This is a genomic window from Granulicatella elegans ATCC 700633, from assembly GCF_000162475.2.
Taxonomy (GTDB): Bacteria; Bacillota; Bacilli; order Lactobacillales; family Aerococcaceae; genus Granulicatella; species Granulicatella elegans.
Map to the genome: position 1 here is coordinate 924,349 of NZ_KI391971.1, position 15,553 is coordinate 939,901.

At 33.7% G+C, this 15,553-nt stretch carries 16 protein-coding genes; all 16 read right to left on the minus strand.

From position 1 onward, the window contains the following. Positions 1-119: 119 nt before the first annotated feature. Complete coding sequence (locus tag HMPREF0446_RS04390; protein WP_006702612.1) at positions 120-1,214, minus strand: sensor histidine kinase; 1,095 nt, start codon at positions 1,212-1,214, stop codon at positions 120-122. After that, positions 1,199-1,870, minus strand: coding sequence for a response regulator transcription factor (locus HMPREF0446_RS04395; protein WP_006702611.1), 672 nt, complete (start codon positions 1,868-1,870; stop codon positions 1,199-1,201). The genes HMPREF0446_RS04390 and HMPREF0446_RS04395 overlap by 16 nt, the downstream gene beginning before the upstream one ends. A gap of 23 nt (positions 1,871-1,893) precedes the next feature. Continuing rightward, on the minus strand, positions 1,894-2,619 hold the full coding sequence (locus tag HMPREF0446_RS04400) for an ABC transporter permease (RefSeq protein WP_006702610.1): 726 nt from the start codon (positions 2,617-2,619) through the stop codon (positions 1,894-1,896). Beyond that, entirely contained in the window at positions 2,619-3,392 is a 774-nt protein-coding gene (locus HMPREF0446_RS04405; RefSeq protein ID WP_006702609.1) for an ABC transporter permease, read from the minus strand. The genes HMPREF0446_RS04400 and HMPREF0446_RS04405 overlap by 1 nt, the downstream gene beginning before the upstream one ends. Beyond that, positions 3,376-4,107: an ABC transporter ATP-binding protein gene (locus tag HMPREF0446_RS04410; protein ID WP_006702608.1), complete on the minus strand. Its 732-nt coding sequence runs from the start codon at positions 4,105-4,107 to the stop codon at positions 3,376-3,378. The genes HMPREF0446_RS04405 and HMPREF0446_RS04410 overlap by 17 nt, the downstream gene beginning before the upstream one ends. Positions 4,108-4,292: 185 nt before the next feature. Then, positions 4,293-4,883 carry a hypothetical protein gene (locus HMPREF0446_RS04415; RefSeq protein WP_006702607.1) on the minus strand — a complete coding sequence of 197 codons (591 nt, stop codon included), beginning with the start codon at positions 4,881-4,883 and terminating at the stop codon, positions 4,293-4,295. A 478-nt stretch (positions 4,884-5,361) separates the two neighbouring features. Continuing rightward, entirely contained in the window at positions 5,362-6,534 is a 1,173-nt protein-coding gene (gene dnaJ / locus HMPREF0446_RS04420; protein WP_006702606.1) for a molecular chaperone DnaJ, read from the minus strand. 71 nt (positions 6,535-6,605) lie between these two features. Further along, positions 6,606-8,441: a molecular chaperone DnaK gene (gene dnaK, locus HMPREF0446_RS04425; protein WP_006702605.1), complete on the minus strand. Its 1,836-nt coding sequence runs from the start codon at positions 8,439-8,441 to the stop codon at positions 6,606-6,608. Positions 8,442-8,480: 39 nt separating this feature from the next. Further along, positions 8,481-9,044 (minus strand): nucleotide exchange factor GrpE, encoded by a 564-nt coding sequence (gene grpE / locus HMPREF0446_RS04430; protein ID WP_006702604.1) that lies wholly within the window; start codon positions 9,042-9,044, stop codon positions 8,481-8,483. A gap of 14 nt (positions 9,045-9,058) precedes the next feature. Further along, positions 9,059-10,099 (minus strand): heat-inducible transcriptional repressor HrcA, encoded by a 1,041-nt coding sequence (gene hrcA / locus HMPREF0446_RS04435; protein WP_006702603.1) that lies wholly within the window; start codon positions 10,097-10,099, stop codon positions 9,059-9,061. 324 nt (positions 10,100-10,423) lie between these two features. After that, positions 10,424-11,071 (minus strand): aspartate/glutamate racemase family protein, encoded by a 648-nt coding sequence (locus HMPREF0446_RS04440; RefSeq protein ID WP_006702602.1) that lies wholly within the window; start codon positions 11,069-11,071, stop codon positions 10,424-10,426. Between the two features lie 113 nt (positions 11,072-11,184). Continuing rightward, positions 11,185-11,748, minus strand: a complete 564-nt coding sequence (efp, locus tag HMPREF0446_RS04445; RefSeq protein ID WP_006702601.1) for an elongation factor P — start codon at positions 11,746-11,748, stop codon at positions 11,185-11,187. A 61-nt stretch (positions 11,749-11,809) separates the two neighbouring features. Then, a complete protein-coding gene (gene purB / locus HMPREF0446_RS04450) occupies positions 11,810-13,105 on the minus strand; it encodes an adenylosuccinate lyase (RefSeq protein ID WP_006702600.1) in 1,296 nt (431 codons plus the stop codon). A gap of 11 nt (positions 13,106-13,116) precedes the next feature. Continuing rightward, the gene (locus HMPREF0446_RS04455) at positions 13,117-13,548 is read right to left on the minus strand and encodes a GNAT family N-acetyltransferase (RefSeq protein ID WP_020991362.1); all 432 of its coding nucleotides are present in this window, start codon (positions 13,546-13,548) and stop codon (positions 13,117-13,119) included. Between the two features lie 10 nt (positions 13,549-13,558). Continuing rightward, on the minus strand, positions 13,559-14,500 hold the full coding sequence (gene ribF / locus HMPREF0446_RS04460) for a riboflavin biosynthesis protein RibF (protein ID WP_006702598.1): 942 nt from the start codon (positions 14,498-14,500) through the stop codon (positions 13,559-13,561). Between the two features lie 15 nt (positions 14,501-14,515). Continuing rightward, positions 14,516-15,418 carry a tRNA pseudouridine(55) synthase TruB gene (gene truB / locus HMPREF0446_RS04465; RefSeq protein WP_006702597.1) on the minus strand — a complete coding sequence of 301 codons (903 nt, stop codon included), beginning with the start codon at positions 15,416-15,418 and terminating at the stop codon, positions 14,516-14,518. Positions 15,419-15,553 lie beyond the last annotated feature (135 nt).

Genomic DNA, 15,553 nt, shown 5'->3' on the forward strand with positions numbered 1-15,553 from the left:
CTGTAAACATACTATTAGTAGTATACCATATTTTAGCGATATAAAAAAAGAGATACCCTCAAGATATCTCTGTTGTTTGGAAGATTATTTTACTTGAAAAAGTACATGATGAATAAAATTTATGTCACTATTTTTTTATTTTTTCCTGTATAAACACTAATTGTTACCTTCACTCCATCATCTTCATTTTTAATTTCTAATGTTCCATGATGTAATTCTGACACCCTTTTAACAAATGCTAGCCCTATTCCAAAATGGGCATCATTCAGATTGCGATTTTTATCTTTTCGGTAAAATAATGAATCTGCATGTTGTAATATTTCATCAGTTAAATGCGCACCATTATTCCAAATACTAATCACTAACTGCTGATGAGCGTATTGTAAATCAACTTTGATTGCTTTTTTATCTGCTGTGCTATACTCCAGTGCATTTTGCATCATATTCATCACTGCTCTTAATACATAATTCAAATGAAGATATACTGTAGTATTTTTATCTAGCTTTTCATCATATTGGAAAGTAACAATTGTTTTGTCTTTTAGCAAATAATGGATTTCTTGTTCAATAGATTCGATGACATCTTGTAAGGAATAATCATTCCATTCATTTTCGTTCTCATAAAAAGTTTTCGAATACAATAGTAATCGGTTAATATATTCAATCATACGATTGCTTGCTATATTGATATCTTGAATATAGGGAAGATATTTTTCTTCAATAGCTGAATGAGATAATAGTTCAGAATTTCCTTGAATAACTGTTAATGGTGTTTTTAAATCATGGGAAGCTGCTGATACTTTAAACACTAATGCTTCCTTTTGTTGGCGTTCTTTTTCAAGCATCCCTTCGATTTTTTGTTGCATTTGATTAATTTTTTGATTCGTTTCTATAAATTCTGTAATCATTAAGGATTCTGTTAAATCACTAGATTCTAACCACATGGATTGATGGTAAACAATATTCATCTCTTTATGTATTTTCAATAGTAATTGTCGTATATTAAAACTAACAATCACTAATAAAGCGATACATAAATATATCCAAGAAAAAATATTCAATAATACAGGATGAGCTGTTTCTTCACCAGCAACTTTAATAGAAATCGACAATAATGGAAGTAGGTACAATACTAAAATAGCAATTACAAACTCAACTATAATGGTAAGACATGTCTTTTGAACAAGTTGTTTAAAGCTTATTTTATTTTCCATTTATAGCCGCCTCCCCTCATTGTTTCAATCGGATTTAAGTGGTAAGGTTTAAATTTTGAACGTATTTGATACATATATTCAGAGATGGATCTAAATTGAGTATTAGAACTATTAGGATAGACAACAGTATAAATTTCTTCAATGGTAAATATTCTTGAAGTTTGACTAGCTAGTAACTGAATAATCATAAATTCCCGGTTCGTTAATTTGATTTCATTTTCCTCAACAAAAACTATTTTTAAATTCATATCAATTAAAATCGAACCAAATTCTAATCGTTTACCATTTTGTCTATTTCGTTCTTCACGTCTAAGATGCATATTAATTCTTGCTAAAAACTCTTTTACTGAGAATGGTTTAGTAATATAGTCATCTGCTCCTGCTAACAATCCATTCACTAAATCTTCCTCCATATCTTTAGCTGTAATAAAAATAATTGGCGCTTTAATCTGTTCTCTAATTTCATTACAAATCGCTATGCCATCTAGTGGCATCATAATATCTAATAATATTAAATCAAAGTCGACAAAGTCACAGATATTTACTTCCTCAATGCCATTTCTAGTAGTAACCTCATAACCATTTAACTGTAATATATTTTTGATTAATCTTAAAATAGTTTCATCATCATCAATGACTAAAATTTTATATGACATACCCCAACACTCCTATCTTGCTTTCATTTTACACTTTTTAGATGCAAATGGTAATAGGCTAATCCAATAAAAACTATTGTCCATAATGATTGAATCAAAAGTCCTTCTATAACACTTGGATAGATAGAAATTTCTTTGATTGAAAAACTATTCATAGTCACTAATACAGGAAGTACATTCATTAGAGAAGAATATTGTAATAATAATTGCCCTAGTCCTAATAACATGGATAATACAATTGTTAAAGAAGAAACCATCGATTCCATAAGTATCGTTAAGCAGAATGTAATTATACTAATTTGAAACGTAGCAATTATAGGTGGAATAAGTTTTGACAATAGTAAACTTACAAATTCTGGACTTAATTGAAATTTAAAATAAAAAGTTACTAATCCAATCCCCACTCCAATGGCTATGCAAAAACAGCATAAAATCGATAACAAAGTTACGATTACCTTGATACAAAAAAATTTCACACGACTAGGGGTCGATAATAAACTTGTCCTTAAAGAACTTTTAAGAAACTCTCTTCCCCAAAATACCGCAGAAAAAACTGCAAAAACTGTTTGCGATAAATAGATACTTTGCAAAAACTGTGTCACTATAAAATCTCGATTAATCATTAGAGAAGAAGGATTTAATGACAGTAACATTGCTAATAGAAATAAAATAGAAAATACTAACGTTACCGATAATCCTTTGTAATATATTATTTTCAAAAATTCACTTTTTATCTGATTTCCTAGCATTAAAAATTCCCTCCTACATCCCTTTTTTCAAATTGACAATAAGCGATTATCCCAAAAATGAACACCCAAAGGAACAATAAAGTAGCCGTCCAAAATGGATGAGATGAAAATCTAGTTTCCGATGATGCAATGAAGCTATTTCCTAAAGCAACTGGAAGAGCCTTTCCCCATTCAAAATGAGTAGAGAGAAACTCCCCAACATTATAAATTTGAGGAATTAAAAATAATAAGCTAGCAATGGCTGTTCGAAATAGAAAAGCTATAAAGTAAGATAAAATCGTGAGACTTACCCATGCTAGTGTCGCCAATAAAATAAAGTACCAAACTTTAAAACTTAATAAAACACTTAGTCCTAAATTTCCTAATGTAAAATGAGCCACTTCAATGGTAACTATAATCGATAGAAATGAAAGGATAGCTGATAAAAGTGTTAACGTCATTAATTTAAAAAAGTATAAACTCTTCTTATTACAATTAGTTAATAAGGTAGTTCGCAGTTGATGATTTTTGAATTCACTTCCACCATAAACAGCACCCAAAATAATCATTGGCATCATTCCTAACATAACTGTATCAAATCCTAAATATTCAATCGGAGGAATCGCTTCTGCCAAAATAGCTGTATTCTCAGGAGTAGCCTGTAATCCTATTTCTAAAACTGCTTTTATACCAAGATAGGCAAAAAATGGTTGTACGATAAAAAGGATTAGCAAAACAATTTTGAAAAGTTTGGAATAAGTAATCTTTAATAATTCACTATAAAATAACTTCATCTTCTTTTCCTCCTTCTTGAATAAGGTTGAAAAAGACTTCTTCTAGATTTACCGTATCCTTCATAATTTTCTTTAATTCTCCGTTTGCAATAATTTTTCCTTTATGAATGAATACTACATCATCCGTAACAGCTTCTACCTCTGACAAAATATGGGAAGATAATAAGATAGTCTTCCCTTTTTCAGATTGTTCTTTTAAGAAATTTCTTAGCCAACGAATACCGCTAGGATCTAATCCATTTGTCGGTTCATCCAATATAAGAAATTGTGGATTTCCAAGTAATGCAGTTGCAAGACTAACCCTTTGTGTCTCGCCAAGAGATAAATGTCCAATGGATTCATTCTTTTTATGGACAATATCCGTTACTACTAATACTTCATCAATTCTACTTTTTTTAATTCCATTAGAGGCTGCTACAATTCTTAAATGTTGATATACCGTTCGATCACTTGGTGACCCTAGTCCATCAAAAGTTGCTCCTACAACAAATAAAGGATTACGGATATCTTTATAATTTATTCCTGCAATTGTTGCGCTACCCGAAGTTGCTTGATCTAATCCTAATAATATTCTTAAGGTAGAACTTTTACCTGCTCCATTTGGACCTAAGAATGCAGTCACTCTCCCTTCCTTTGCTACAAAATTTATATCGTCTAATATGGTAATATTTCCATATACTTTACACAAATTCTTAATTTCAATATTTTTTTCCATAAAATCACTCCTCATACTCTTTATAAATTCATTGTAGAGTACCCTCTTCAGAATAATTTCAGAAAAAGAATGAAAAATAAAATTTATACAAAAAAAAAGACTTCCTATAGTAGTATGCTCAGGCATGAAACCACAGCGCTGCTGCCGTCCTTTACTACTATGTTAGGAAGTCATTCAAAAATATCTTATAATTCGTTTGGATCAAAAGTATAAACTACGTTATTCAAATTTCCATATAGCTTTGTTGAATCATACTTCACAGATTCAATACGCAATCCTTCTTTGCTTTTTGTAAAACGATAGCACCCATGTTTCATCGGAAATCTCTTAGGGAAATATTTTGCTTGCCTAAATGATGTAGCAAACTTATCATCATTAACATCGTATTTACTCAAACCAATATAAGCATAAGGTTCATCCTCTACATAAATCGTAAATTCAAAATTTTTTCTATTATCCATTTCCTCTGACTTATAAAGAGAATATGGTTCACGTATCGTTATCGTCTTACCAACTAATTGTTCTTTTTCATCTTTGGGATAGTCTACTAAAAATACTTGCTTAGCTCTTTCTAAATAAGTTATATCTATTTCTCCATCGTGTTCAAGTAATAATTCATCGCTTTCATCATTCTCAGAATCAACTTTTAGGTCTACTTCAGGAGGTAAAGAATATTTTTTCCCTATTGGATGACTGTTGAAACAACTTGATAACAGAGTAACCGAACAGACAAGTAATGCTAATAAACTATATTTTACATTTTTAAACCATTTCATTGTTAAACTCCCCCTAATCATTATCTAGTTTCGTAATTCTTAAAATATGAAAACGCTACCCGCCTTCTAATTACAATTATATGGATTTATTAAGGAAATACAATATATTTGTGAAAAAAATCATAAAATGAACAAAAAAAGAAGACTTCCTATAGTAGTATGGGTAAGATAAGCCAAATAGGCTTATCTTACAGGAAACTTTGAGACCTTAGGCTCAAAGTTTAGGCATGAGACTCGTTCCACGAGGCTACTGCCTTCCTAATACTACTATGACAGGAAGTCATTCGAACTATATTTACGGACTCTCATATGGTACGTAAAAAAAGATGACTTCCTATAGTAGTAAGCGTAACAGTAGCCAATTGGCTACTGTTACTAGGAAAACTTGAGACCTAGGCTCAAGTTTTAGGCATGAGACCGAAGGGCTGCTGCCGTCCTTTACTACTATAATTAGGAAGTCATTCAAAAATTTATTGTATTATTTAAAACTGTCCTTAAAAGCATCCTTCATTTTATTGAAGAAATTGCCTTCGCCCTCAACATGAGTACCCGCTTCTTTAGCGAAAATCTGCATCGCTTCACGTTGTTTATCCGTTAAATGCTTAGGCGTTACAACACGTACTGTAACATGCTGATCACCCATTCCACTACCACGAAGTCTAGGCGCACCTTTTCCTCTTAAACGAAGAACCGTACCAGATTGAGTTCCCGCAGGAACTTTTAATTTCACTTTGCCGTGAACAGTCGGAACATCCACTTCATCTCCTAATGCAGCTTGAGCAAAGTTGATTGGAAGTTCATAGAAAATATCTGCTCCTTCACGTTCAAACGTATCGCTCTTACCAACACGGAAAATCACATATAAGTCACCATAAGGGCCGCCATTTTCTCCAGCTTCCCCTTGTCCACGTAATGGCATTTGATTTCCATTTTCTACACCGGCTGGGACTTTTACTTTCACTTTATGCGTTTCTTCTACATGTTTGTGCCCATGACAAGTCTCACATTTTTCTTTGATTTCTTGTCCAGTACCACCACAGACATCACACGTTGTTTGAGACATCATTCTACCAAATGGTGTTGCTCTTTCAACATTGATCACACCTGAACCATGACATTTAGAACATGTCACAGGATCTGTACCAGGTTTTGCACCAGTACCATGACAAGTTTCACATTCTGCATTACGATGGTAATGAATCACTTCTTCTTTACCAAAAATCGCTTCTTCAAATGTTAAGTCCATGACATATTGTAAATCTGCCCCTTGACGTGGCATATTGGCACGATTTCCACGACGACCACCGCCGCCACCAAAGAATGTATCGAAAATATCTTCGAATCCACCTGTATAACTTCCAGAGAATCCTTGACCTCCGAAACCACCAAAGCCACCAAAACCACCCCCAGAAAATCCTGAGTTTGGATCGTATGAAGCGTGACCATATTGATCATACGCAGCACGTTTTTGACTATCACTTAAAATTTCATAAGCTTCTGCTATTTCTTTAAATTTTTCTTCCGCTCCAGCTTCTTTATTAATATCTGGATGGTATTGTTTGGATAATTTACGATAAGCTCGTTTAATATCTGTATCGGAGGCATCTTTGGAGACTCCGAGTACTTCATATAAATCACGTTTTGCCACCATTATCCCTCCTTATCATATCATTCTACAAAAGAGCGAGTGGAAGAAGTTCTCCCACTCTTACTTGCTCTATATTAGTCTTGTACTTCTTCGAAGTCAGCATCTACTACGCCATCTTGTGGTTGAGAGCTTGCTTGTTCAGCTCCTGCTGCTCCTTGAGCTGCTTGGCTAGCTGCTGCTGCTTGTTCATATAATTTTACAGATAAGTTTTGAACAACTTCATTTAAAGCGTCACGTTTAGCTTTCATTGCTTCTAAGTCATTTGCTTCTACAGCTGCTTTTAATTCATCACGAGCTGTTTCAGCTTTCTTAACTTCTTCAGCGTCTACTTTACCTTCTATTTCATTCAATGTTTTATCTACAGTGAAGATTAATTGATCTACTTCATTACGTAACTCTACTTCTTCTTTACGTTTTTTATCTGCTTCAGCATTCGCTTCAGCATCTTTTACCATACGTTCAATTTCTTCGTCTGTTAAACCTGATGAAGATTTAATTGTAATTGTTTGTTCTTTACCAGTACCTAAGTCTTTTGCACGAACATTTACAATACCGTTTTTATCGATATCAAATGTTACTTCGATTTGTGGCACATTACGAGGTGCAGGTGGGATATCTGTTAATTGGAAGCGACCTAAAGTTTTGTTGTCTGCTGCCATTGGACGTTCCCCTTGTAATACGTGAACATCTACTGCTGGTTGGTTATCTGCAGCTGTTGAGAACACTTGTGATTTACTTGTTGGAATTGTTGTATTACGATCGATTAATTTAGTAAATACACCACCCATTGTTTCAATCCCTAATGATAATGGAGTAACGTCTAATAATACGATATCTTTCACATCACCTGAGATTACTCCACCTTGGATTGCAGCACCCATTGCTACTACTTCGTCAGGGTTTACTGATTTGTTTGGTTCTTTACCAGTTTCTTTACGAACAGCTTCTACAACTGCTGGAATACGAGTTGATCCACCAACTAAGATAACTTGGTCGATTTCACTTGCTGATAATCCTGCATCGCTTAATGCACGACGAACTGGTTCTTTTGTACGTTCTACTAAATCTAATGTTAATTGGTCGAATTTAGCACGAGTTAATGTTACTTCTAAGTGTAATGGTCCAGCTTCACCAGCAGTGATGAATGGTAAGCTAATTTGTGTTGAAGTTACACCTGATAAATCTTTTTTAGCTTTTTCAGCAGCATCTTTCAAACGTTGCATTGCCATTTTATCTTGAGATAAATCAATTCCGTTATCACGTTTAAATTCAGCCACTAAGAATTCAATAATTTTGTTATCGAAGTCATCTCCACCTAAGTGGTTGTCTCCTGATGTTGATAATACATCGAATACGCCGTCTCCTAATTCTAAGATAGATACGTCGAATGTACCACCACCTAAGTCGAATACTAAGATTTTTTCTTCGTGGTCTACTTTATCTAAACCGTATGCTAAAGCTGCTGCAGTTGGTTCATTCACAATACGTTCTACTTCTAAACCTGCGATACGTCCTGCATCTTTAGTTGCTTGACGTTGAGCATCGTTGAAGTATGCTGGTACAGTAATAACTGCTTTTTCAACTTTTTCTCCTAAATATTCTTCAGCATATCCTTTTAAGTATTGTAAGATCATAGCTGAAATTTCTTGTGGTGTATATTGTTTACCTTCGATTTCAACTTTATATGATGCGTCACCCATATGACGTTTAATTGATGAAATAGTGTTTAAGTTTGTTACAGCTTGACGTTTTGCAACTTCCCCTACTTGAATTTCACCATTTTTGAACGCTACAACTGATGGTGTTGTACGATTTCCTTCTGGGTTTGGAATAATTTTAGATTCATTTCCTTCTAATACAGCAACTGCTGAGTTTGTAGTTCCTAAGTCAATACCAATAATTTTACTCATAATTCATACACTCCTATAATTTTAAATTTTTTAGTTGGCTTATTGAGACACGATAACCATTGCTGGTCTTAACACACGGTCTTTCAACATGTAGCCTTTTTGAAATACTTGAACAACAACATCACTTTCTTGTCCTTCTTCAGCTGGAATTGCTTGAACAGCGTGATGTTTATTTGGATCGAATGGTTGATTTAATGCTTCAATTTCTTCAATACCTTCTTCTTTTAAGGCATATAAGAAACCTTCATATACCATTTCAATCCCTTTTTTAAGATTTTTCGCTTCTTCTGATTCACTAGGTGAGGCAATCGCTCTTTCTAGATTATCAATGACATTCAATAAGTTTTGTGCTAGAGATTGACTACGATACTTCGCTGCATCTTGTCTTTCTTTTGCATTTCTCTTTTGAATATTCGCAATTTCTGCAGATAAGCGATATACTTGGTCATTTAGTTGAGAAACTTCTTGTTGTAATTTTTCTTCAACAGAAGGTTCAACTTCTTCGGTTTCTTCGACAGTTTCTTCAAACTCTTCAGTTTCAGGAGATTTCTCTTCTTCTACTTCTTGAGTTTGTTGAACGTCTTTTTCTTCATTTGTTTCCAAGCTTCCATCTCCTTTTATAAATTTTTATAATATTGCTCCATCGTTGTTGTGAGCTCTTCTTGTAATCCTTTAACAATCGATAGGACATTCGAATACGGCATATTTTTAGGGCCTAATAAAGCAATGATTCCTCTATCATGTTTTGGAGTTTCATAGCTTGCTGTAATAATACTAAATTCTCCTAATAATGGATCATCCATCTCAGACCCTAAACGAATTTGGATATCTCGGTTAGAAGGCATCACTAATTCGTGCATCTTCGATTGGTCATCCATTAATCGATAAATTTCTTTTAAATGATGGACATTGGCATGTGAGTCGAAGTAGTTTAATAAATATCTTCTTCCTGCAACATGGAGTCTATCTTGTTCAAATTGGTTCATCATATCTTGAATCACTTTAACAATTTGAATTTGAGAATTCATATATCGATTCATTAAAGCTGGTAAATCAGACTTCAAACGTTGGAGAACTGTTTCTAGTGGCAAGCCAATCAATTCCTCATTAATGATTCGAACAACTTTATCTAAGTCAGAATCATCAATCGCACTTGGAATCGAGTAAACTTTATTTTCAACTAAACCATTGCTCATGACTAAAATCGCCATCACTTGGTTTAGCCCTAGTCGAACGAGTCGAAATCCGGATAATGTAGCACTCCTTACTTCGGGTCCAATGGAAATTGTTGTGTAATTCGTCAGTGTCGACAAAATATCTGCCGAAACTTTAAAGACATCTTGAATTTCCATGGTCGATTGTTGGAAAGTTTCACGGATTTGATTTCGAATACTTAATGAAACGGGACTGTTCTGAACGGGTAAAATATTATCTAAATAATAGCGATACCCTTGATTCGATGGAACTCGTCCTGAAGAGGAGTGATTCTTTTCAAGATATCCCATCTCTTCTAGTTTCATCATTTCATTTCGAATGGTTGCAGAGCTAACTGCTAAACCCGTTTGCTGCATCAACTTTTTTGATCCAACTGGTTCTAATGTTTCCGTATATAGTTGAATAATCGATTGTAAGATTAGCAATTGTCTATCGGTTAACATTTTGGTCACCTCTCTTTAGCACTTGACTAAGACGAGTGCTAACCACATGTATAATTTATCATATTGGTCAAAGTAAGTCAATAATAAAACACTCGGACTTTAGTCTGATTTTAAAAATATTTTTTATACAATAAAAAAGGCTATGCATCGGGATTTCTCCTTTACATAACCTTATACAATCTAATAATATATAGACTGTACTATGTAGTAGCAAGGTCGCAAGCAGCCAGCTAACGCTGTCTCATTGCTAAAAATTAAGACTGTAGTCTTAATTTTTCCCTGTAGTTTGCTACTACATAGCAGTCTAATATTTTTTGACCTTTATTATAGTTTCTCTTTTAAGGTGCGAACCATGTATTCTCCAACGTCAATGATTGGGAGTTTAGTCAAACTTTCTAATTCTTCTTTGATATATGGAAAATGAGTACATCCTAAAATAACTGCTTCCACATTGCTTCCATTAAAAAATGTAAATAAACTACTAAAGTCAAACTTTATCGCAATTTCTTTTGGTGAGAGATTTGCTTCAATTGATTTTACTAATTCAAGTAACGTAATTCCTATGACTTGTAAACTAGGATTAGCTTTATATAAATTATTCTCAACTCCCATTAAACCATGAGAGTTTGCTGCCATTACAGCTACTTGTTGATAATCCATTGCTAATTGACGATACATTTGCATTGGCGTAATCATAGGCATCTCATACTCCTGAGATAATTGATCAAAATCTACTACCGAACTAAGAGAATTACAATAAACAAAAATAGCATCATATTTCGCTCGTAGTTCTTCAACCTTTTCTCTCATAAAAGCCATTCGATATTCACTAGATGAAGATTGAAAAGTTGTTTGTTCAATCGGATTATTCGAAATAGGCACTGGTAAAATATCGACAAAGCCATGCTTTTCTAATAATTCCTTTCCTAATCTTGAATCAACAGGAGTACCTCCCATTACTGCAATTTTCATCTCAATCACCTCTTGTTCACTTTTTGCTAGTGTAACATAGGATAGTAGAAATGGAAACAGAAGCGTATCAAAAAAACAGTTTGCTTTCGCAAACTGTTTCTTTTCTTTATTCATTATTTAGTTGCACGACGTACGTATGTACCTTCTGAAGTGTTTACTTCTAGGTACTCGCCAGCTTCGATGAAGTCTGGAACGTTTACGACTAATCCTGTTTCCATTGTTGCTGGTTTACCAGAACCTGTAACAGTAGCACCTTTAATAGATGGTTGAGTTTCAGTTACTTGTAATACAACTGTTGAAGGTAATGAAACCCCAATTACTTCTGTTCCGTAGAATTGGATTTTAACTTCCATATTTTCCAAAATGTATTTCAATTCGTTTTCGATTGTTTCTTCTGGAATTTCATATTGTTCATAGCTTTCTAAGTCCATGAATACACCAACGTTATCTTGGCTGTATAAGTATTGAACGTCTTTTGTATCGATGTGCGCACGTTCTACTTTTTCATCAGGTCTCATTGTAGTATCAACTGTTGATCCGTTACGAACGTCACGGATTTTCATACGCATTACAGTATTTCCTTTACCTGGTTTGTGGTGGCTGATTTCCAACACTTTAATTAATTTTCCATCAAGAATGAAAGTCATTCCTGCTTTTAAATCACTTACGTTAATCATGTTAACTCTCCTTCATATTTTGTTTACTATACGTTTATACCATATTTTTTAGAAAAATGCACTAGTCAAGTCCAACTCTGTGGAAAATTTCATCAACTTGTCGAATATGATAGTGATAATCAAAGGCATCATTCAATTCTTCTGTACCTAAATATGACATAATTTCTTCGTGGTTTTCAATAATTTCTCTAAATGAACGTTGTTCATCCCACGCCAATGCTGTACATGGTTGTACTAAGTCATAAGCTTTTTCACGGCTTAATCCTTTATCAATTAATTTCAATAGAACACGTTGGCTATAAATTAATCCAAATGTTGCATCCATATTTTTAAGCATACGGTCAGGAAATACCGTTAAGTTTTTAACAATATTACCAAAACGATTTAACATATAATTTAGTAAAATTGTGCTATCTGGAATAATAATACGTTCTGCTGAAGAATGAGAAATATCTCTTTCATGCCATAAATTGACATTTTCATACGCTGTTACCATATGTCCACGAATCACTCTTGATAAGCCAGCCATATTTTCTGAACCAATTGGATTTCTCTTATGTGGCATTGCGGAAGAACCTTTTTGACCTTTTGCAAAAAATTCTTCTACCTCACGTGTTTCTGATTTTTGTAAACCACGAATTTCAGTGGCAAATTTTTCAATACTAGTTGCAATTAAAGCAATCGTTGAAATATAATCCGCATGTAAATCTCTCGATAAGATTTGTGTTGAAATTTCTTGAGGACGAATTTGTAACTGACCACATACATAGGCTTCTACAGAAGTTGGAATATTGGCAAAAGTTCCAACGGCTCCACTAATTTTTCCAGCTTCAACACCTTGAGCAGCACGTTCAAATCGTTCGATATTACGTTTCATTTCTGAATACCATAATGCAAGCTTCAACCCAAAAGTCGTTGGCTCTGCATGTACCCCATGCGTTCTTCCCATACAGACGGTATATTTATGTTCAAGTGCTTTTTGTTGGATAATCTCTAAAAAACGTCTTAAATCTTTACGTAAAATATCATTCGCTTGTTTTAATTGATAACCATAGGCAGTATCCACAACGTCTGTACTTGTTAGACCATAATGAACCCATTTTCGTTCTTCCCCTAATGTTTTACTCACTGCACGAGTAAAAGCTACAACGTCGTGTCTTGTTTCTTCTTCAATTTCTAAAATTCTTTCCACTGAAAAACTAGCATTGTCACGAATTTTTTGGACATCTTCTTTTGGAATTTCTCCCAACTCTGCCCAAGCTTCGCAAGCTAAAATCTCAACTTCTAACCAACAACGATAACGATTTTCATCTGACCAAATCTTAGCCATTTCCGGTCTTGTGTAACGAGTAATCATACAAATGCCTCCTATTTTAAAATCATATCCATATGTTCAATTCCAACTAGCTGATAAGGTTGTGACCAAACTTCAAAGCCTAATGATTCATAGAAGTGTTGTAAATACGTTTGTGCATGAATCATAATCGGCTGATCGACATACCATTCTTGACAAATTTCTATCGCTCTTTCCATCAGTGCAGTTCCTTTTCCTTGTCTACGATAATCTTCATCAACAATGACACGTCCAATATGAGCTCCATCTACTTCTTGGAAAATTCGTAAATAAGCAATCACTTTACCATTTTCATCTGATTCAAATAAATGCCACGCTCTTTTATCAATCTCATCAATTTCTTGATAATTTAATTGTTGTTCAACAATAAAGGTTTGAATTCTTGTTTTGTAAATTTCAATGACTTCTTTTTTAGATAATTCGTCAAAATTTTTCAAGTACCACATATTTTCACCATTATTTTTCAAAATATTTTTTTGTATTTACTTCATCTTCTTTTAATTGAGCAATTAGTGCCTCTACTCCATCGAATTTTAATTCGTCTCGTAAATAATGCAACCATTTTACTCTTACAGGCAATTCATAAATATCTCTTTGGAAATCTAAAATATACACTTCAATCGTAATTTTCGTTACATCATTAAACGTTGGATTCACTCCAATTGAAGCCATCGCAGGATACCACTTATCTTCTACTTGAATTTCTACAATGTAAACTCCTTTTTTCAATAAATAAGTGTCCGTTGAAACATCAATATTCGCTGTTGGAAATCCTAATAAGGCACTTCCACGCCCAAAACCATGAACAACTTTTCCAATCATTGTATATTCATAGCCTAATAAGGCATTTGCTTCTTCAATTTGACCCGTTTCTAAATAGTTTCGAATCGCTGTTGAACCAATTTTTTGTTTTTCTGTCTGCTGTTCAGAAATCGTAACAATTGAAAATCTTTCTTTTGCATAAGTAGGTAATAATTCCATATTAGCAATCTCTTTTTTTCCATAAGTGTAATCAAATCCAGCAACAACCGTTACAGCATTTAGCCCAACCATATATTGGTCAACAAACTCTTGAGGACTTAATGAAGCAAATTCTTTTGTAAAATCAATAACGTAAAAAATATCTACGCCGAATTCTTCTAATAACTCTATCTTTCTTTCAAAGGGTGATAGATATTGTAATTCGTCTGGATCTGCTCCTTGGAAAATAATGGAAGGATGATGATCAAATGACATTAACGCTAATTTCACGCCTAATTCTTGAGCTTTTTCCTTTGCTTGTTGAATCACTTCCTGGTGCCCTAAATGAATTCCATCAAAAAATCCAAGTGCCAACACTATCGGCTCTTGAACAATTTGAGAAGGCTCATAAGGATGGGTGATTTTTATAATTTGCATGTTATCTCTCTTTCCTTAAAACATTTTAATCGGTTTTAATAGTCCTTTTTTCTCAGGATGAGGTCCGTATAAGGCTATTAATTCACCTTCAATATAAAAAGTTGAAGGTTCTATCACTTGAGGTAATTCTTTAGTAGTTAAAATGGCACCATTTTTCACTTTTGTCATAAATTCCTCACTAATATCCACTCTAGGGTATGTACGAAACACTTCTTCTAAAGGTCGAAGAATCGATTCTGCTTGCTTTTGTTCCACTAAAGCTTCTAATTGTGATAAGGTCACACATTGTTCTGACATAAATGGTCCACTTTTAATACGAGTTAACTGCGACATATGAGAAGGTACTCCTAGTTTTTCTCCTAAATCAACAGCTAATGTACGAACATAAGTCCCTTTACTGCAACTCACTTCAAAAGTCCATTTTTGTGTTTTCGTCACTTCATCATATTTAGGAGTCGAAGTTCGTTTAAACTCGTAGATATTAACTTTTCTTTCTGGACGTTCAACAACTTCTCCTTTTCGAGCATATTCGTACAGTCTTTTACCATTAACTTTCACAGCAGAATACATTGGAGGAATTTGAGTAATTTCTCCAATGAAAGTTTCCATCATGGAATCAATTTCTTCTGTTGTAAATGGAGTCATAATCGCTTCTTGTTTCACGATTTCTCCATGAGCATCTTCTGTTTCAGTCGCAATGCCTAAACAAATCTCTCCTTGATAGACTTTATTGGATTCTAATAAATACTCTACCACTTTTGTTGCTTTTCCAACACAAATTGGTAAAACGCCATCTACTTCTGGATCTAATGTACCTGAATGCCCTACTTTTTTCGTTTGTAATAAGCGTCTAACTTTAAAGACACAGTCGAATGAAGTCATTCCTTTTTCTTTCCATAGTGGTAAAATTCCGTCCATTGATTTCTTCCTTTTTCAATAAATTTAACTTAATAACTTATCATATTTTATCACAGATTTACTTAAAAAAAAACAAATCCTATGCTAGAACCATTCACTATCCTTAGTAAAAAATATTAATGCTAGGTGTTTTGT